This window comes from Ruegeria sp. BC1 (genome assembly GCF_056539305.1).
Window position 1 is genome coordinate 630,432 of the sequence record NZ_JBQFUT010000001.1, and the last position, 18,714, is coordinate 649,145.

The following is an 18,714-nucleotide window of genomic DNA, read 5'->3' on the forward strand; positions in this document are numbered from 1 at the left end:
ATGAGCGCCAAGGACCGCCTGCCCCACGAAAAAGGCTTTCATATCAGCTGGGATCAGATTCACCGTGATTCCCGCGCTCTGGCCTGGCGGCTGGACGGGCAAGGCCCGAACGATGGCGCGTGGCGTGCTGTAGTTGCGATCACGCGCGGCGGCATGGCCCCTGCCATGATCGTCAGCCGCGAGTTGGACATTCGTACCGTCGATACGATCAGCGTCCGGTCCTACCATCATCAGGCGCAGGGCGAAGCTGAGGTGCTGAAGGCCCCGGACGCTAACCTGATGGGCGATGGTGAGGGCGTTCTGATCATCGACGATCTTGTCGATAGCGGCAAAACCCTGGAACTGGTGCGCGAGATGTACCCCAAAGCGCATTTTGCGACTGTCTATGCCAAGCCCAAGGGCCGTCCGATGGTCGATACGTTCATCACTGAAGTCAGCCAAGACACCTGGATATTTTTCCCTTGGGATATGGCCCTGCAATATGTCGAGCCTTATCGCGGCACCGACTAAACGCCCTCACGAACAGGACTAAGACCCCGCATGAACCGGACACGCACCAATGCCACATTCGCCCCTCCGGTGATGGAAGCGCGGCGCTGGCTGGACGGCGTGGTCTTTTCCGACGACCGCCCCCTGATCAATGTCAGCCAAGCGGCACCGGTCGATCCTCCGCCCTTGGCGCTGCGTCAGGCGATGGCCGATTTTGCGGTGACCAATGACGATGCACATTTATATGGGCCGGTTCTGGGTAATTCTGATCTGCGCACAGAATTGGCCGCTCAGATTAGCCAGCACTATGCCGCCGACGTGACACCGGATCAGGTCGCGATCACGTCGGGCTGCAATCAGGCGTTTGCCTCAGTGATCTCGGCGATCACTGATGAAGGGGATGAGGTCATCCTGCCAACCCCATGGTATTTCAACCACAAAATGTGGCTCGACATGGCCGGTGTTCGTGCAGTTGACCTACCCACCGGAGACGATCTGCTACCCGACCCCAAGGCCGCCCGCGCCCTGATCACCCACAAAACACGCGCCATCGCACTGGTGACGCCGAACAACCCGGGAGGCGTGGAATATCCGGCAGCACTCGTCCACGCGTTCTACGATCTGACGCGCAAAATGGGTATTCGCCTTTTGGTGGATGAGACTTACCGCGATTTCGACAGCCGCAGTGGCCCACCGCATGACCTGTTCAGTCAGCCGGATTGGGAAAACACACTGGTTCACCTCTATTCCTTCTCGAAAGCGTATCGACTGACCGGCCACCGGGTTGGTGCGATTGCAACCGGCGCCGATCTGTTGGCCGAAGTGGAGAAATTTCTGGACACGGTGGCGATCTGTCCGGGGCGGATTGGCCAGTTCGCCGCCCTCTGGGGCATGCAAAACCTTTCGCAGTGGGTGGCCGGCGAGCGAGATGAAATTCTCGACCGGCGCGCGGCAATTGAAGAACACCTGCCCTCTCTCGCCACCAAAGGTTGGCGCTTGCTGGGACTGGGGGCATATTTCGCCTATTTCGAGCACCCCTTCGATATCCCATCGGACGAACTTGCACGCCGTCTTGTGCCTGACGCCGGTATCCTGCTGCTTCCGGGTACGATGTTTGTGCCTGACGGCGATCCGGCTGGAAAACGTCAGGTTAGGATTGCCTTCGCCAATCTTGACCGCGCCGGAATCGCGCAATTGTTCGAACGGCTCAGCACCTTGTCCTTCTAAGCTTGCCCCCCGGCGGTGCGCGTCGTATTCAGGGCCGCAACTGACAGGGCAGTTAATTGCCAAAGAACAAGAGGGCACCATGGCCGCAGGCATGAAAAACCTATCGAAGACCTTTGTCTGGATTCTCATGGGGCTATTGATGCTGGGCCTTGCAGGCTTTGGCGCTACCAGTCTAACCGGCACTGTTCGGACCGTCGCGCAGGTCGGAAACGAAGACATCTCGATCAACGAATATGTGCGCGAGCTACAACGCGAAATCCGCGCTGTCGAACAGCAAATAGGCCAGCCTTTGCAAATGTCGCAGGCCCAAGAGTTCGGACTAGACCAGCTGGCTCTGTCCCGCCTTACGGCCTTGGCCGCACTGGACAACGAAGTCGGAGAGCTGGGGATTTCTATCGGGGACGAAAACCTGCAAAAGGAAATCGTCGCTATTCCGGCGTTTCAAGGTGTCGATGGTACCTTCGACCGCGCGGCCTATCAGTTCCAGCTAGAACAGGTCGGGATGACAGATACCGAGTTCGAATCGGATCTGCGCAAGGAAACCGCGCGCACGATTGTACAGAATGCATTGGTCAGCGGGGTTGAGATGCCCGCCACCCTGACGCAGGTTCTGACCGACTATGTTGGCGCACGTCGCAGCTTTACCGTAGCGACGGTTGGGCCGGAAGCCCTGCCCGCACCGATAGCCGCCCCGTCAGACGAGCAGGTTCAGACGTTCTATGATGAGAACACAGATCTTTTCACCCTGCCCCGCACCAAGCAGCTGACCTATGCGATCCTGTCGCCTGAAATGCTGCTGGACAGTGTCGAAGTCGATGAGGATTCGGTGCGCCGCCTTTACGATCAGCGCGCGTCCGAGTTCCAGCAACCCGAGCGCCGGTTGGTTGAGCGCCTGACCTATCCCAGTGAAGAAGACGCCCAAAGTGCAATGGCCCAGCTTGAGGTCGGCGGCACTTCGTTTGAGCAACTGGTCCGCGATCGCGAACTGGAACTCAGCGACATCGATCTGGGCGACGTAACCCGCGAAGACCTGGGCGAGGCTGCAGATGCCGTCTTTGCGGCCGATCTTGACACCGTGGTTGGCCCGCTGCCCTCGACGTTTGGGCCTGCTCTGTTCCGCATCAACGGTTCACTGGCGGAAAATAACACCCCATTCGAAGAGGCTGCCCCCACCTTGCGGGAAGAGCTTGCAGCCGACCGCGCCCGACGTCAGATTGAAGCGCAGTCCGAAGACATCAATGATCTTCTGGCTGGGGGTGCGACTCTGGAAGAGTTGGCTGCCGAGACCGAGATGGAAGTTGGCGAGATCGACTGGACCCGTCAAAGCGAAGACGGAGTCGCAGCCTATGACGGTTTTCGCGCCGTTGCCGAAGCGGTGAACGAAGGCGATTTCCCCGAGGTTGCGTTCCTTGAGGATGGTTCGATCTTTGCTTTGCGCTTGGACAACGTACTGCCCCGCCGCCCGGAGCCGCTAGAGACCGCACGTGAGCTTGTAGCCGCAGCGTGGACGCAGGCCGAAACCAACAAGGCGCTGCAAGAACAAGCCAACGTTGTATTGGGGCAACTGGAAACGGATGGCGATTTCACTGCCACGGGCTTGCCCTTCCGTGTGGAAAATGCCCTGACCCGAACTGCATTTCTGGACGATGTGCCGGCCGATTTCATGGTACAGGTCTTCGAAATGGAGCCCGGTGATCTGCGCGTCGTACCCGGAGAAGGTGCCGCCTTTATCATACGGCTCGACGAGTTGCTGCCGCCTGCGGAAACCGATGAATTGCGTCAGGCGCAAACCGCGCTGGAGGCGCAGTTGAATCAGGCACTGGCCCAGAACATTTTTGACGCCTATGTCCGCGACGCGCAGACCCGTGCGCGCCCTGTCATAGATCAGCGCGCGCTGAATGCCGTGCAGTCTAGCTATTAAAAGAGACCGAAAATGGCCCTGACCCCCGAGTTTGACAGTTTCGCGCGCGCCTATGAGGCCGGCGAAAATCAGGTCGTTTACACACGTCTTGCGGCAGATCTGGATACACCCGTTTCCCTGATGCTCAAGCTGACGGGCGCGCAGAAAGACGCGTTCATGCTTGAATCCGTGACCGGAGGTGAAGTGCGCGGACGGTATTCAATCATCGGAATGAAGCCGGACCTGATCTGGCGCTGCCGGGGAGAGACGTCCGAGCTGAACCGTTCAGCCCGTTTCGATACCGAGGCATTTTCACCGCAGGACGGAAATCCCATGGATAATCTGCGGGAACTGTTGGCAGAAAGCCGTATCGCATTACCCGAAGATCTGCCTCAGGCAGCGGCAGGTTTGTTCGGCTATCTGGGCTATGACATGGTACGGCTGGTGGAATACTTGCCGGATGTGAACCCTGATCCTCTGGGCCTGCCCGATGCAATCATGTTGCGCCCGTCGGTTATTGCGGTTCTGGATGGTGTGAAGGGCGAGGTTACCGTTGTGTCCCCTGCCTGGGTTGCCGAGGGGCAATCGGCCAAAGCCGCCTATGCGCAAGCTGCCGAGCGCGTGATGGACGCCGTGCGTGATCTGGAACGCGCCATGCCGGCTGAAACCCGTGATCTGGGCGACGCGTCCGAGGTCGCGCCGCCGGTGTCGAACTTCACCAAGTCGGGCTATATGAAGGCGGTCGAAAAGGCCAAGGAATACATCCGCGCAGGCGATATCTTTCAGGTCGTCCCGGCACAGCGCTGGACGCAGGATTTTCCGCTGCCACCGTTTGCACTTTATCGCTCGTTGCGGCGCACCAATCCGTCGCCCTTCATGTTCTATTTCAACTTCGGTGGCTTTCAGGTTGTTGGAGCCAGCCCGGAAATTTTGGTCCGTGTGTTTGGCGATGAGGTCACAATTCGCCCTATCGCAGGAACCCGCCCGCGTGGCGCGACGCCCGAGGAAGATAAGGCCAACGAGGTCGATTTGCTTGCTGACAAGAAAGAGCTAGCCGAACATCTGATGCTTTTGGACCTTGGCCGCAACGATACTGGTCGCGTGTCGAAAATCGGCACAGTGCGCCCGACCGAAGAGTTCATCATCGAACGCTACAGCCACGTGATGCATATCGTGTCGAACGTGGTGGGCGAACTGGCCGAAGACAAAGACGCCCTTGATGCGTTTTTTGCCGGGATGCCTGCAGGCACCGTTTCAGGCGCCCCTAAAGTGCGTGCGATGGAGATCATTGACGAGTTGGAGCCCGAAAAACGCGGCGTCTATGGCGGCGGTGTAGGGTACTTTAGCGCGGGCGGTGATATGGACATGTGTATCGCCCTGCGGACCGCCATCGTGAAGGATCACAAGCTATATATTCAGGCTGGCGGCGGTGTCGTTTATGACAGTGACCCCGAGGCAGAATATATGGAGACCGTCCACAAATCGAACGCCATCCGGCGGGCGGCTGCAGATGCGGCGCGTTTCACGGGCACAGGCAACAGTTAAAATGAACCGGCTGCTTTAGACGAGCAGCCGTGAAATTGTTCAGACCTTACTGAACCTCTTTCATCATCACCGCCGAAATCGGTGCCATGGCCACACGGCCACCACGATCTTCAAGCCCCCATAGCAACAGGGCTGAGATCGTATCAGGGCGCAGACGGCCCAGCATCACAACGGTACCTTCCTGCCCCGCGCGGAACGCCGCTTGATCAAGGAATCGACGCATGATTTTCGGGTCCTGGCGGGCTCCGTCGATATCGCGGAAGATCACACCCGACGGAATGCCATTTCGTGCTGCCAGTTTCTGCACCGTATTCAGTCCATTGTCCTGCGTAATCAGGCCCCGGCCAGTCCCTGCGGCAATTGCGGCGACCTGATCAGCCAGCTTGCGGTTGCCCTGAATCCCCGAGTCTACACCTTCGAGAATACCAACCGTTTCCGGTAGAGTATCCAGCCATACGGCCAGCGAGACTTCTGCATCCTGGGCGCTTGCGGCCTTGGGTAGATCAGCCAGCGCAAGCACTTCGAACCCAGCCTCCCGATGACGGGCCATCTTTTCCACCGCTTCAGGGTCGGACGGGCTGACGGCAAAAGTCAGAGGATACGGAAATTCGCGCAAGGCTTCGGCCCCGTAGGCACCTTCGTCGTCAATCAGAATGATCGACATCAGCGGTTTGGCTTCGGGATTTTCAAACACGGCCGCATAGGCCTCAATCGGTTTGCTCATTTTGACCGGGTCGTCACTGGTCGCAACCGTATCATCGTCTCGATCGGTCAGCGGAACGACACGTGTACCGACCGTGGTATTGGATGAGGTGTCTTCAGCCCCTCCGATCTGAGGCACAGATGCGATTCGGGGCAGAACACGTGGTGCGGCATCCTCATCCCCTTCGACGGCAATAGGGCTGTCTTCGAAGTGGTTGCTCTCGGCCTCAGGTGACGCGAAATCAAGTTCGGGCTGCGGTTCCACCCGCGCGACCTCCGACTCGGCGTTAGGATCGGCCTCTTGTACAGTGTCAGGCTTAGCTTTCGGCAACTCTAGTGAAACGTCCGGCAAAGTTTCCGCACCCGGTGAACTTTGCACCAACGGCGGTGCCTGAGGAGCAATCGGTGCCTCTGACGACACATTGACCTTGGCAGACTCGATAGCCTTAGGCGCATCCAACTGCACCGATGTCTCGTTTATCTGAGGTTCCGAATCTGGTTCAATTTCGACATCCAACAATTCGGACAACGTGTCCGTCGGATCACCAACGGGATCGGGCGAACTTGGCGCCAATTCAACCAAATCAGCGTCTTTACCGACTTCGTCCACTTCCGCAACGGGTTCGGGAGCTTCCACAACGGCTGGCTCTGGTGCCGAATCCGCCACCTCTGGCTTGCCAGCCAGAGGCGCAGTCAATGACAACACGGCCCCCAGTACAAGCACAACGACCGTGCCCACGATTATTCCGCCGACAAATCCGCCCATAATGTTGCCTCTCGTCCTAGTCCTGCTTCGATCGCCTGTCCGCCGTCTGGTGCGGCATTCACTTACCGCAACGCCAATAACGGGATGTCCCCTTGACGCTGCCGCGCAAGCCTGAGCATGTATGTTCCGACATTATACCGTGGCTCGGGGCTGCATCGCCAGCCCGAAATGCCCAAGCCGAGACAAGTGCCCCAATGCTGCTGCTGATCGACAACTACGACTCGTTTACCTACAATCTGGTCCATTATTTAGGCGAACTTGGCGCCGAGATGGTCATTCGGCGGAATGATGCCTTAGATGTTCAGGAAGCCATGGCCATGAACCCGGCCGGTATTCTGCTGAGCCCCGGCCCCTGTGACCCCGATCAGGCCGGTATCTGTCTGGCCCTGACCGAAGCTGCGGCAGAAACGAAAACTCCGCTGATGGGGGTCTGTCTTGGTCATCAGACTATTGGGCAGGCTTTTGGGGGTGACGTCATTCGCTGCCACGAGATCGTACATGGCAAGATGGGAACGATGCACCATACGGGTAAAGGCGTCTTTGCCGGGCTGCCATCGCCGTTTGAAGCAACGCGTTATCATTCGCTAGTGGTTGATCGCGCCACCCTGCCCGACTGTCTTGAAATCACAGCCGAGCTGGAAGACGGCACCATAATGGGCCTTCAACACAAGGAGTTGCCCATTCACGGTGTCCAGTTTCACCCCGAATCCATTGCTTCGGAACACGGTCACGCCCTACTCAAGAATTTTCTGTCCGAGATGAAAGAACCTGCATGAGCGACGCTCTGAAACCGCTGATCGGAGCCGCAGCCGACCGGCCCTTGACTCGCGCCGAGGCCGAACAGGCATTCGGAATTCTGTTCGACGGTGAAGCCACGCCTAGCCAGATCGGCGGCCTGTTGATGGCCATGCGCACACGCGGTGAAACGGTCGAGGAATACGCTGCCGCGGCCGCCGTAATGCGCGCGAAGTGTAACGCGGTAAACGCGCCTGCCGGTGCGATGGATATTGTCGGCACGGGCGGCGACGGCAAAGGTACGCTTAATATCTCGACCGCTACGGCATTTGTCGTCGCGGGCGCTGGGGTTACCGTCGCCAAACACGGCAATCGCAACCTCAGCTCAAAGTCCGGCGCTGCCGATGCTTTGGGACAGCTGGGTATCAACGTGATGGTTGGCCCAGAAACCGTTGAAAACGCACTGAAAGAGGTTGGTATCGGCTTTATGATGGCGCCGATGCACCATCCGGCCATCGCCCATGTCATGCCATCCCGGCAAGAGCTTGGGACACGCACAATTTTCAACATCCTTGGCCCCCTGACCAACCCCGCCGGGGTCAAACGCCAGTTGACCGGAGCTTTCAGCCGCGATCTGATCAGACCCATGGCTGAAACGCTGGGCTTGCTGGGGGCGGACCGGGCGTGGTTGGTTCATGGATCGGATGGCACTGACGAGCTGACCATCACCGGTATCAGCTGGGTTGCCGCACTTGAGGACGGCACGGTCAAAGAAGTTGAACTCCATCCCGAAGATGCTGGCCTGCCGGTGCACCCCTTTGAAGACATTATTGGTGGCACTCCAGAGGAAAACGCCGTCGCCTTCCGTGCTTTGCTGAACGGAGAGCCCTCGGCCTACCGTGATGCTGTATTGCTGAACTCTGCCGCCGCTCTGGTGGTTGCCGATGCCGCAAACGATCTGCGGGATGGTGTAGCCAAAGCCGCCGAAAGCATCGATAGCGGACAAGCCAAAGACAAAATCGCCGCATTGGCCCGAATGACTCAGGAGGCCGCATGACAGAGACGGTACTGGACAAGATCAAAGCCTACAAACTGGAAGAAATTGCCTCAGATAAGGGGCGAAAGTCTTTGGAAACACTGGAAAATGAAGCGCGGATGGCCTCCGAGACCCGTGGCTTCGCTGAGTCGCTCCAGAAAGCTGCACGCAAGGGCTATGGCCTGATTGCTGAGGTCAAGAAAGCCAGCCCGTCCAAGGGCCTGATCCGCCCGGATTTCGATCCTCCGGTTCTGGCCAAAGCCTATGAAGACGGCGGCGCGACTTGTCTATCCGTTCTGACCGACACGCCCAGCTTTCAGGGCGCCAAGGAGTTTTTGACCGAGGCACGGGCAGCGACGTCGCTGCCCGCCTTGCGCAAGGACTTCATGTATGACCCCTATCAAGTGGTCGAGGCCCGCGCCCTTGGTGCCGATTGCATCCTGATCATTATGGCTTCGGTCGAAGACAGTCAGGCGGCAGAGTTGGAGCAGACGGCCTTTGACTGGGGCATGGATGTCCTGATTGAGGTTCACGACGAGGATGAGCTGGAGCGTGCTACGCAGCTAAAAAGCTCTTTGATCGGAATTAATAACCGTAATCTCAAGACGTTCGAAACCACGCTTGATACTACGCGCCGCCTGTCGAAGCTTGTCCCCGCTGACCGGACCATTGTCTGTGAAAGCGGCCTGAGTACGCCTGAGGATCTAGGAGATATCGCCCGTTATGGCGCGCGTTGCTTCCTGATCGGTGAAAGCCTGATGCGTCAGGATGATGTTGCATCCGCGACCCGTCACCTGTTGGCAAACCCGTTGATCCCCGGAGTGATGTGATGCCGCTGACCCATTTCGACGCCCAGGGTCAGGCCCATATGGTCGATGTCTCGGATAAAGCCGTCACTGATCGTGTTGCTGTAGCCGCTGCTCACATCAAGATGGCGCAGGAAACTTTTGATTTAATTTCAGAAGGGCGCGCCAAGAAAGGTGATGTTCTCGGCGTGGCGCGACTGGCCGGCATCATGGGGGCCAAGAAAACACCCGATCTGATCCCGCTCTGTCACCCCCTTCCAGTAACCAAGGTTTCAGTTGATTTGACGCTGGACCCTGATCTGCCTGGTGTTCAGATCGAGGCCACCGTGAAGACCTCTGGTCAAACCGGCGTCGAGATGGAAGCACTGACTGCGGCCTCAACCGCCGCGTTAACAGTCTATGACATGACCAAGGCGGTAGATAAGGCCATGGAAATCGGGGGAGTACGGGTTTTACTGAAAGATGGCGGTAAATCAGGGCGTTACGAAGCTAAATGATTACGGTCGAAGACGCTCGGGCACTGCTGTTTGATCTCGTTTCTCCGCTCGAGACCGAAACGGTACCGCTTGGCGAAGCCGCGGGCCGCACCCTATCTCAGGATGTAAGCGCCACGCGCGACCAGCCTCCGTTCGCGGCATCTTCCATGGATGGCTACGCGGTGAAATCGACCGAGGTCGAGCTTCACGCCATGTTCAAGGTGGTAGGTGAATCGGCGGCCGGCCACCGTTTCGAGGGGGCCGTCGGGCCAGGTCAGGCCGTGCGCATATTTACCGGCGCCCCGGTGCCGGAAGATTCAGATTTCGTCGTTATTCAGGAGGATACTGACCGCCGAGGGGATCTGATTACGATCACTGACGAACCGGGACCTAAAACCAATATCCGCCCTGCGGGTATCGACTTTACCGCAGGCACCACGATTACCGCCCCGCGTACATTGCGCCCGGAAGACGTCGCACTGATGGCAGCGATGAACATCCCGGCAGCACCCGTGACGCGCAGGCCTGTTGTCGCGTTGATCTCGACGGGTGACGAGCTGGTCATGCCGGGGGAAACTCCGGGCCCTGATCAGATCATCGCATCCAACACATTCGGTCTAAAAGCACTGCTGGAAAACGCCGGGGCCGACGTTCGAATCCTGCCAATTGCACGCGATACGGTCGCTTCGTTGGAAACTGCCTTCAGACTTGCAGACGGCGCTGATCTCGTCGTCACAATCGGTGGCGCTTCAGTTGGAGAATACGATCTGGTCGCTGACGTCTCTGAAGGATTGGGAATGGAGCGGTCATTCTACAAAATCCGCATGCGCCCCGGCAAGCCTCTGATGGCCGGGCGTTTGGGTAAGTCCGCGATGGTTGGATTACCCGGAAATCCTGTCAGCGCAATGGTTTGCGGTTATCTCTTTCTGGTCCCAATGGTGCGGCGCATGCTGGGCGTCGAACAGGTTTTAAACCCGTTTCGGCGCGCCCTTCTGATCGAGCCAATTGGTGAAAACGGCCCACGCGAACATTACATGCGAGCCGTTGTTGACGATACCGGTATTCGCGCCTGCTCCGATCAGGATAGCTCACTGCTCAGCGTTCTGGCGCAGGCCAATGCTCTTCTGGTGCGCGAACCGCATGACCCTGCGCGACCCGCTGGGGACAAAGTTCTTTATCTTCCGATATAGCCAGCATTCAAATCCGTTGACACAAAACGTGAACATGCGTAGAACAAAAGAAAACGCATGACCGACGAGGTGCGAGCAATGCTGACCAAGAAGCAGTTGGATTTGTTGGAATTCATCCACAAACGCGTTCAGGCGGACGGTGTTCCGCCCAGTTTCGACGAAATGAAGGCCGCACTGGATTTGCGGTCGAAATCCGGCATCCACCGCCTAATCACCGCTTTGGAAGAGCGCGGCTTTATCCGCCGCCTAGCCCACCGCGCCCGCGCAATTGAAATTGTCAAACTGCCAGAGAGTTTGGGTGGTGAACCGACCGCGGCATTCAAACCGCGCGTCATTGAGGGTGACAGGCCCGAAGGTCCTCGCCCGGCAAATTTCGAACCGGTCACTGTGGATGCCTTGGAACTGCCAGTAATGGGCCGCATCGCGGCTGGTGTACCGATAGAAGCGATCAGCCATGTGTCGCATCGCGTCGCGGTGCCTGGCAGCATGGTCTCGGGCAAAGGTGAACATTACGCTCTGGAAGTGCGCGGAGATTCGATGATTGACGCTGGCATAAATGACGGCGACGTCGTGGTTATCCGTGAAACCAGAGTGGCCGATAACGGAGACATCGTTGTAGCGCTCGTCGAAGATCAAGAGGCCACGTTGAAACGCTTTTTCCGTCGCGGAAATGCCATCGCACTTGAGGCTGCTAACCCCGCTTACGAAACCCGCGTTCTTCCCGAAGACAAGGTCAAGGTTCAAGGGCGGCTGGTTGGGTTAATCCGCAGCTACTGATCCAGTTTGAACTTACGGTCCGCGGATACATCCGGGGACCATAATCTGTGACCGAGCACCTCTCGGCTTGTTGTTATTCTACCGGCAGAAAACGCCAGACTGCCGGTCCTGCTCAGTCGCTCGGGATCGAAGACACCGCACTTTCCGATCAGGTTTAGTGGTACTGCCGAGACAACGATCTGGTTGTCACCGCATTCGTCAAATTCCTGTGCTGCGCGTTTTCCGGTGATGTGAACCAGTTCCGTTCCCTTCCAGTCATATCGACGGATCATTCCCGAATTCTGAGGCCAACGACTGGCCGCCTTTGTCTGGTTCACGCCATCCCCGTCATTCTCCAGCCATACGGTAGCAATGAACCCACTTCCCTTTTCCTTGCTAAGCGCTCGCCCGCTTTCGGTCATAACGCCCACAAGCCCCCCCGAATCCGCCACCAAGACGTCGGGTCGGCCTCCCTGCCCCCATGACAAAAAGGCCACCGTCACGGGTACAAAACCCACCCATCGCAACGGACCGCGCCAAAAACCAATCCACAGGGCGCCCAATGCAAAGACCGGAAGCACATAGTGCGGGGGACTAACGACATACCCCTGGGCCCCTTCCAGACCTGAGATCCAGGCTGAAACCGTCAGTATCCATTCCAACCCCCAGCCCATGACGGTCAGGGCCAAGACCTCCAACCCAAAGAGAGACAGCAGAGCTGCAATAAATGCCGCCGGAACCACGATTGTTCCCATCACTGGAACCGAGAGCATATTGGCCAGCAACCCATAGTGAGACATCGTGTTGAAATGCGCCGCGCCGATTGGAGCCGTCGCAAGCCCCGCGATGGCTGACGACAACAGTAGACCAAAGACTGGTTTCAGCCATTTCGGCCCCTGAATTTGCCCATAGCCCCTCAAAGCCCCAAATACCGCCACAAGCGCCGTTGTAGCGGCAAACGACATCTGAAAACCGGGGCTCAACAGGGATTCGGGCCGCAAAGTCAGCACAATCAAAGCAGCAACCGCCACGACCCGCAGGGAAATCGCGCGGCGATCGACCAGGATGGCAACAAGCATGACGCTGGCCATAACGAACGCCCGCTCAGTTGCCACGTTGCCCCCTGACAGCAGCAGGTAGATGACAGCGACAGCAAGTGCACAAAGCGCTGCCAACTTTCGCACCGGCAGTCGCAACGCGACTGCAGGAATGGCGGACAGAGCCAACCTGCTGACCAAAAAAACAAATCCCGTCAGCAGTCCCATGTGCAGTCCTGAGATCGCTAAAAGATGGGCAAGGTTGGATATCCGAAGGGATGTCAGGGTTTCCTGTCCCATGCCGCTGCGATCTCCGGTTGTGACCGCCGCTGCAAAACCGCCAATCTCACCGGGCAGGATCGCGCGCACTCGCTCTGATATCGCCAAGCGCCAGGCGGTTATCCGAATGCCCTGAATATCGTCGTCAGGCGACGCAATTGTCAGGACCGGAACGCGGGTGTATCCAACTGCGCCGAGGCGCTGAAACCAGGCGTGCCGACGGAAATCGAAGCCACCGGGCTCGACCGGGCCTTGCGGCGGTGACAGGTGGCCCGTTGTCATGATCCTCTGTCCGGGTGCCAGAGACACTGCTCCCCCATGCAGAGAAAGCCGGACGCGTCGCGGGCGGCGGTCTGCAGGCACATCCCCTAAACGCACCCGGTCCAGCGTTACCCGCAACGCGTCCGATGCAGAGCGATCCATGGCAACGACCCGCCCCTCAACCGGGCCGTAATACCGCCATGACAAGACCGGTTCTGCAACCGAGTGGGCCCGCGCGCCAGCCAAGACAAAACCGGTTGCGATCAGTGCGGCCCCCAACACCAAACAAGCCCAGCCGGATTGCCCCCGAAAGCCAATCCAGCTCAGCATAGCGATCAAAACCAACAGACCCGGATAAACCTGCCAGGCCGGTTCAAACCGAAGGCTGAAATACAGGCCGATGCCTATCGCCAGACAGACCGGTGACCACTGAAACAAATACCCGGTCTGATTCAGCAGTGCGGCCTCAACCCGTGCCAGAACACGCATGGTTGCCCCCGTCCTTCGGGCTCGTTAGACAGGCGCCAAACTAAGCCAGACACGGTTACCAAAAGGTTAATCCACACTATGTCCGATCAGGTCGTCACCCGTTTCGCCCCTTCGCCTACCGGCTTTCTTCACATCGGTGGTGCGCGCACCGCGCTGTTTAACTGGCTTTATGCCCGGGGACGCGGCGGCAAGTTCCTGTTGCGGATTGAGGACACCGATCGCGAGCGTTCGACCCCCGAAGCAACGGCCGCGATTCTGCAGGGAATGGAGTGGTTGGGGCTGGATCACGACGGCGATGTGATCAGCCAGTTCGAAGGAGCTGACCGACATGCCGAAGTTGCGCACCAGTTGCTGGCCGAGGGTAAGGCGTACAAGTGTTTTGCAACTCAGGAAGAAATTGCTGCCTTTCGCGAACAAGCCCGCGCCGAAGGCAAATCGACCCTGTTCCGCAGCCCGTGGCGCGACGCTGATGCCTCGACCCATCCGGAGGCACCCTTTGTGATCCGCATCAAAGCCCCACAAGATGGCGCGACGGTGATACGCGACAAGGTGCAGGGCGACGTGACAATCCGCAACGACCAGTTGGACGATATGATCCTGCTGCGCTCGGACGGAACGCCGGTCTATATGCTGGCAGTTGTCGTCGACGATCACGATATGGGCGTGACCCATGTCATCCGAGGCGACGACCACCTGAACAATGCAGCGCGCCAGATGATGATCTACCAAGCCATGGGCTGGGACGTTCCGGTCTGGGCGCATATCCCCCTAATTCATGGGCCGGATGGCAAGAAGCTTTCAAAACGTCACGGCGCGCTGGGTGCGCAGGAATATCAAGCCATGGGTTATCCTGCCGCCGGAATGCGCAATTACCTGGCTCGCCTGGGCTGGAGCCACGGTGATGACGAGTTTTTTACTGATGCCCAGGCCAAAGAGTGGTTCGATCTTGACGGAATCGGTAAAAGCCCTGCCCGTTTTGACCTGAAAAAGCTGGAAAACCTGTGTGGTCAGCATATCGCGATCTCGGAAGATGCTGCGCTGCGGCAAGAGATCGAATCCTATCTGGCTGCCGCCGACCTGCCCCCTCTCACGCAGACACAATCCAGTGATCTTGAACGTGCGATGTATTGCCTCAAGGATCGGGCTCGAACATTCCCGGAACTGCTTGAAAAGGCTCATTTTGCACTGACAAGCCGTCCCATCGAACCGGATGAAAAAGCGGCAAAGGCCCTTTCGTCTGTATCCGATGGTATACTGGAAGAATTGACGCCGCAGCTGCAAAATGCTAGCTGGTCACGAAACGAACTGGAGGAGGCCCTGAATTCGTTCGCAGATGCGAAAGGGCTTAAGTTCGGCAAGTTGGCTGGCCCGCTTCGGGCCGTTCTGGCAGGTCGGGCAGTAACACCTTCGGTTTTTGACATGATGCTTGTGCTGGGGCGCGAAGAAACCCTGGCGCGGCTTTCTGATGCAGCGAAATAAACCCAATCTTCATAATCGGGTAACGCTGCTCCGCTAACACCCGGACTGCGCGAATGCGCGCAGCCGTTGCCCGCAAGGTCGGACAGCGATCCGTCCTGCGCAAGATTGAGGAAGGGACAAACATGACCGATAGCAAAAAGTCTGCCACTCTGAGTGTCGGTGGCAAAGACTATGAGTTGCCGATTTATTCGCCGACTGCTGGACCTGACGTCATCGATATCCGCAAGCTATACAGCGACGCGGATGTCTTCACCTATGACCCCGGCTTTACCTCGACCGCAAGCTGCGACAGCACCATCACCTATATCGATGGTGAAAAGGGTGAACTGCTGCACCGTGGTTACCCGATCGATCAACTGGCCGAAAAATCGCACTTCCTCGAGGTTTGCTACCTGCTGCTGTACGGAGAACTGCCGGTCGCGAAGGATCTGGAAAAGTTCGAGACCACGATCACCCGCCACACGATGATGCATGAGCAGATGCAGTATTTCTATCGCGGTTTCCGCCGCGATGCGCATCCGATGGCGATCATGGTTGGTGTTGTTGGCGCGATGTCGGCGTTCTATCACGACTCGACGGATATTCATGATCCGCGCCAGCGCGAGATTGCGTCACATCGCCTGATCGCCAAGATGCCTACGATCGCCGCCTGGGCGTACAAGTACCACACCGGCCAGCCCTTCGTATATCCGCGCAACGATCTGGACTATGCATCGAATTTCCTGCGTATGTGTTTCAGCGTCCCGGCAGAGGAATATGAGGTCAACCCGATCCTAAGTCGCGCGATGGACCGGATTTTCACCCTGCACGCCGACCACGAACAAAACGCATCGACTTCGACCGTGCGTCTGGCCTCGTCCTCGGGCGCAAACCCGTTCGCTTGTATCGCTGCGGGCATCGCTTGCTTGTGGGGGCCCGCTCACGGTGGCGCCAATCAGGCGTGTCTGGAGATGTTGGAAGAGATCGGTTCCGTGGATCGCATCCCCGAATTTATCGACCGCGCCAAGGACAAGAATGACTCGTTCCGCCTGATGGGCTTTGGCCATCGCGTTTACAAGAACTTCGACCCGCGCGCCAAAGTGATGAAACAGTCGGCTGATGAAGTGCTTGAGCTTTTGGGGATCGAAGACAACCCCAAGCTTCAGGTCGCCAAAGCACTGGAAAAGCAGGCGCTGGAAGATCCGTATTTCGCCGAGAAGAAACTGTTCCCGAACGTCGATTTCTATTCGGGTATCATTCTCGAGGCGATGGGCTTCCCAACTTCGATGTTCACTCCGATCTTTGCGGTGTCACGTACAGTTGGCTGGGTCAGCCAGTGGAAAGAGATGATTGCCGATCCCCAGAACAAGATCGGTCGTCCGCGTCAGTTGTATTTGGGCGAAACCACGCGCGACTACGTGGATATCGAAAACCGCTGATCGCCGCAGATGACAGACAAAGCCCCGGACGGATGTCCGGGGCTTATTCATTGGAATAGACTTAACTGATCGCCTGCCTGAGCTGGTTTTCCGAATAGATCGCACCTTAGTGGCGGCGTGCGTGTCGCAAGGCCCAGACGCTTCACGGCCAGGGTGAACCGCTTGGCTATCAGCCCGGCATACTCTCCTTCACCGCGCATACGATGGCCCCAGCGGGGGTCATAGTCCCTACCCCCGTGCATTTCCCGCAGTTTCGACATGATTTTCTCGGATCGCGCGGGCTCGTGTTCTTTCAGCCAGCCCTGCCAAAGCTCGGAAACTTCACGCGGTAGACGCAACATGATCCAGCTGGCTGCGTCTGCACCCGCCCCGCGTCCCGCTTCAAGAAGGCTCTCCAGTTCGTGATCCGTCAAGCCCGGCACCACAGGCGAGGTCATGACCCGAACCGGCACCCCCGCCTCGGTCAACCGTCGAATGATGGACAACCGCCGTTGAGGTGACGGTGCACGTGGCTCCATCCGGCGCGACAATTCCGCATCCAACGTCGTCAGGGAAATTCCGACTCGCACCAACCCTTTTGCAGCCATTGGACCCAGAATGTCCAAATCTCTTTCAATCAGAGCGCCCTTTGTGACGATGCCAACTGGATGGTTAAACTCTTGCAATACTGCCAAGCAGTCCCTTGTAATCGATCGACATTTCTCAACCGGTTGATATGGGTCCGTGTTAGTTCCTATTGCAACAGAAGCAACTTTATACGCCCTGGACGACAATTCTCGGCGTAGAACATCGGCAGCGTTAGGCCGTGCAATCAGGCGGGTTTCAAAATCCAGCCCTGGAGACAAGCCAAGATAGGCATGGGTCGGGCGCGCAAAACAATAAGCGCAGCCGTGTTCGCACCCACGATAAGGATTGATCGAGCGATCAAAAGGCAAATCGGGCGAGCGGTTATAGGTAATCAGGCTGCGCGCGATCTCATCCCTCACATCGGTGCGCAAAGGTGGGATGTCCTCCTCCAATTCCCAGCCATCATCGCAGGGGATGGTGTCGAATTGCTCAAACCGACCTGCGGTATTTGTCGCAACACCCCGACCACGTACATTGGTTGCGGGCACATTTGTTCTCTTTTTGTTCACACCCAAAGATATAGAACTACCCGCCCGAGCAAGCAAGTATGCTGTTTGGCCTAGCGTTGGATCCAGTGATTTGCCACGCCCACCAAATAATGAGTGGAATGCAGGATCATCTTGCAGAAAATTCTGTCGAGTACCGCGAAAATCTAACGTATAGGTCGGTCCCGAAACCACTGACGTCGCAATCGTCACAGTCAAGCTGCGACGTTTTGGCCAAAACGAAAAAAATGCCACCACGGACGTAACGTCCGCACAGCTCAGGGAAACGCCCCATGTCCGATGAAGAAGACATCGTCCTGTCCGAACTGAATGACGACGAACTCGTCGAGCAGATGTTCGACGATCTTTATGACGGCCTGAAAGAAGAAATCGAAGAAGGTGTGAACATCCTGCTAGAACGCGGATGGACCCCATATGACATCCTGACCAAAGCTCTGGTCGGCGGCATGACCATTGTTGGCCATGACTTCCGCGACGGCATCCTGTTCGTACCCGAAGTGCTGCTGGCCGCAAATGCGATGAAAGGCGGTATGTCGATCCTTAAGCCGCTGCTTGCCGAAACCGGCGCTCCGCGCGTTGGTAAAATGGTCATTGGCACCGTCAAAGGCGACATCCACGACATCGGGAAGAACCTTGTTTCGATGATGATGGAAGGCGCAGGGTTCGAAGTTGTCGATATCGGCATCAACAACCCGGTCGAGAACTATCTGGAAGCGCTGGAAACCGAGCAGCCCGACATTCTGGGCATGTCTGCCCTGCTGACCACGACCATGCCGTACATGAAGGTCGTGATCGACACGCTGGTCGAGCAAGGCTTGCGGGAAGACTATATCGTTCTGGTCGGCGGCGCGCCGCTGAACGAAGAATTCGGCAAGGCCATCGGTGCGGACGCCTATTGTCGTGACGCGGCCGTAGCTGTTGAAACCGCTAAGGATTTCGTCTCGCGCAAGCACAACCAACTGGCCGGCTGATCGGACATACAAAATTGTT

16 protein-coding genes are annotated in these 18,714 nt (G+C 57.7%); 13 read left to right on the forward strand and 3 right to left on the reverse strand.

The features are described 5' to 3' along the window. From gpt to trpE, 4 genes are all read left to right on the forward strand, one after another. A complete protein-coding gene (gene gpt, locus ACR0IY_RS03075) occupies window positions 1-510 on the forward strand; it encodes a xanthine phosphoribosyltransferase (protein ID WP_480670377.1) in 510 nt (169 codons plus the stop codon). 30 nt (window positions 511-540) lie between these two features. Next, window positions 541-1,716 (forward strand): aminotransferase, encoded by a 1,176-nt coding sequence (locus ACR0IY_RS03080; protein ID WP_480670378.1) that lies wholly within the window; start codon window positions 541-543, stop codon window positions 1,714-1,716. A gap of 79 nt (window positions 1,717-1,795) precedes the next feature. Continuing rightward, window positions 1,796-3,637 carry a SurA N-terminal domain-containing protein gene (locus ACR0IY_RS03085; protein ID WP_480670379.1) on the forward strand — a complete coding sequence of 614 codons (1,842 nt, stop codon included), beginning with the start codon at window positions 1,796-1,798 and terminating at the stop codon, window positions 3,635-3,637. Between the two features lie 12 nt (window positions 3,638-3,649). After that, entirely contained in the window at window positions 3,650-5,161 is a 1,512-nt protein-coding gene (gene trpE, locus ACR0IY_RS03090) for an anthranilate synthase component I (RefSeq protein ID WP_480670380.1), read from the forward strand. A 46-nt stretch (window positions 5,162-5,207) separates the two neighbouring features. Here the strand turns inward: trpE and ACR0IY_RS03095 are convergent, their stop codons facing one another. After that, window positions 5,208-6,629 (reverse strand): divergent polysaccharide deacetylase family protein, encoded by a 1,422-nt coding sequence (locus ACR0IY_RS03095; protein WP_480670381.1) that lies wholly within the window; start codon window positions 6,627-6,629, stop codon window positions 5,208-5,210. 194 nt (window positions 6,630-6,823) lie between these two features. On the opposite strand from ACR0IY_RS03095, the gene ACR0IY_RS03100 reads away from it, so the two are divergent. The 6 genes from ACR0IY_RS03100 (at window position 6,824) to lexA (ending at window position 11,649) form a co-directional block, all read left to right on the forward strand. Next, window positions 6,824-7,405: an anthranilate synthase component II gene (locus tag ACR0IY_RS03100; RefSeq protein WP_480670382.1), complete on the forward strand. Its 582-nt coding sequence runs from the start codon at window positions 6,824-6,826 to the stop codon at window positions 7,403-7,405. Beyond that, window positions 7,402-8,421: an anthranilate phosphoribosyltransferase gene (trpD, locus tag ACR0IY_RS03105; protein WP_480670383.1), complete on the forward strand. Its 1,020-nt coding sequence runs from the start codon at window positions 7,402-7,404 to the stop codon at window positions 8,419-8,421. Before ACR0IY_RS03100 ends, trpD begins: the two co-directional genes overlap by 4 nt. Further along, a complete protein-coding gene (gene trpC / locus ACR0IY_RS03110) occupies window positions 8,418-9,230 on the forward strand; it encodes an indole-3-glycerol phosphate synthase TrpC (protein WP_480670384.1) in 813 nt (270 codons plus the stop codon). Before trpD ends, trpC begins: the two co-directional genes overlap by 4 nt. Next, window positions 9,230-9,703, forward strand: coding sequence for a cyclic pyranopterin monophosphate synthase MoaC (gene moaC, locus ACR0IY_RS03115; protein ID WP_480670385.1), 474 nt, complete (start codon window positions 9,230-9,232; stop codon window positions 9,701-9,703). The genes trpC and moaC overlap by 1 nt, the downstream gene beginning before the upstream one ends. Then, complete coding sequence (locus ACR0IY_RS03120; RefSeq protein ID WP_480670386.1) at window positions 9,700-10,872, forward strand: molybdopterin molybdotransferase MoeA; 1,173 nt, start codon at window positions 9,700-9,702, stop codon at window positions 10,870-10,872. The genes moaC and ACR0IY_RS03120 overlap by 4 nt, the downstream gene beginning before the upstream one ends. A 78-nt stretch (window positions 10,873-10,950) precedes the next feature. Continuing rightward, on the forward strand, window positions 10,951-11,649 hold the full coding sequence (gene lexA, locus ACR0IY_RS03125) for a transcriptional repressor LexA (protein WP_170348829.1): 699 nt from the start codon (window positions 10,951-10,953) through the stop codon (window positions 11,647-11,649). Here the strand turns inward: lexA and ACR0IY_RS03130 are convergent. Then, window positions 11,643-13,694, reverse strand: coding sequence for a ComEC/Rec2 family competence protein (locus tag ACR0IY_RS03130; protein ID WP_480670387.1), 2,052 nt, complete (start codon window positions 13,692-13,694; stop codon window positions 11,643-11,645). The genes lexA and ACR0IY_RS03130 overlap by 7 nt on opposite strands. Before the next feature lie 78 nt (window positions 13,695-13,772). On the opposite strand from ACR0IY_RS03130, the gene gltX reads away from it, so the two are divergent. Beyond that, a complete protein-coding gene (gene gltX, locus ACR0IY_RS03135) occupies window positions 13,773-15,173 on the forward strand; it encodes a glutamate--tRNA ligase (protein WP_480670388.1) in 1,401 nt (466 codons plus the stop codon). Window positions 15,174-15,295: 122 nt separating this feature from the next. Further along, the gene (gene gltA, locus ACR0IY_RS03140; protein ID WP_480671118.1) at window positions 15,296-16,591 is read left to right on the forward strand and encodes a citrate synthase; all 1,296 of its coding nucleotides are present in this window, start codon (window positions 15,296-15,298) and stop codon (window positions 16,589-16,591) included. A gap of 47 nt (window positions 16,592-16,638) precedes the next feature. Here gltA and ACR0IY_RS03145 read toward each other — a convergent pair whose 3' ends face one another. Continuing rightward, window positions 16,639-17,706, reverse strand: coding sequence for a PA0069 family radical SAM protein (locus tag ACR0IY_RS03145; RefSeq protein ID WP_480670389.1), 1,068 nt, complete (start codon window positions 17,704-17,706; stop codon window positions 16,639-16,641). Between the two features lie 290 nt (window positions 17,707-17,996). Between ACR0IY_RS03145 and ACR0IY_RS03150 the strand changes: the two genes are divergently transcribed. Next, window positions 17,997-18,695: a corrinoid protein gene (locus ACR0IY_RS03150; protein WP_480670390.1), complete on the forward strand. Its 699-nt coding sequence runs from the start codon at window positions 17,997-17,999 to the stop codon at window positions 18,693-18,695. Window positions 18,696-18,714 lie beyond the last annotated feature (19 nt).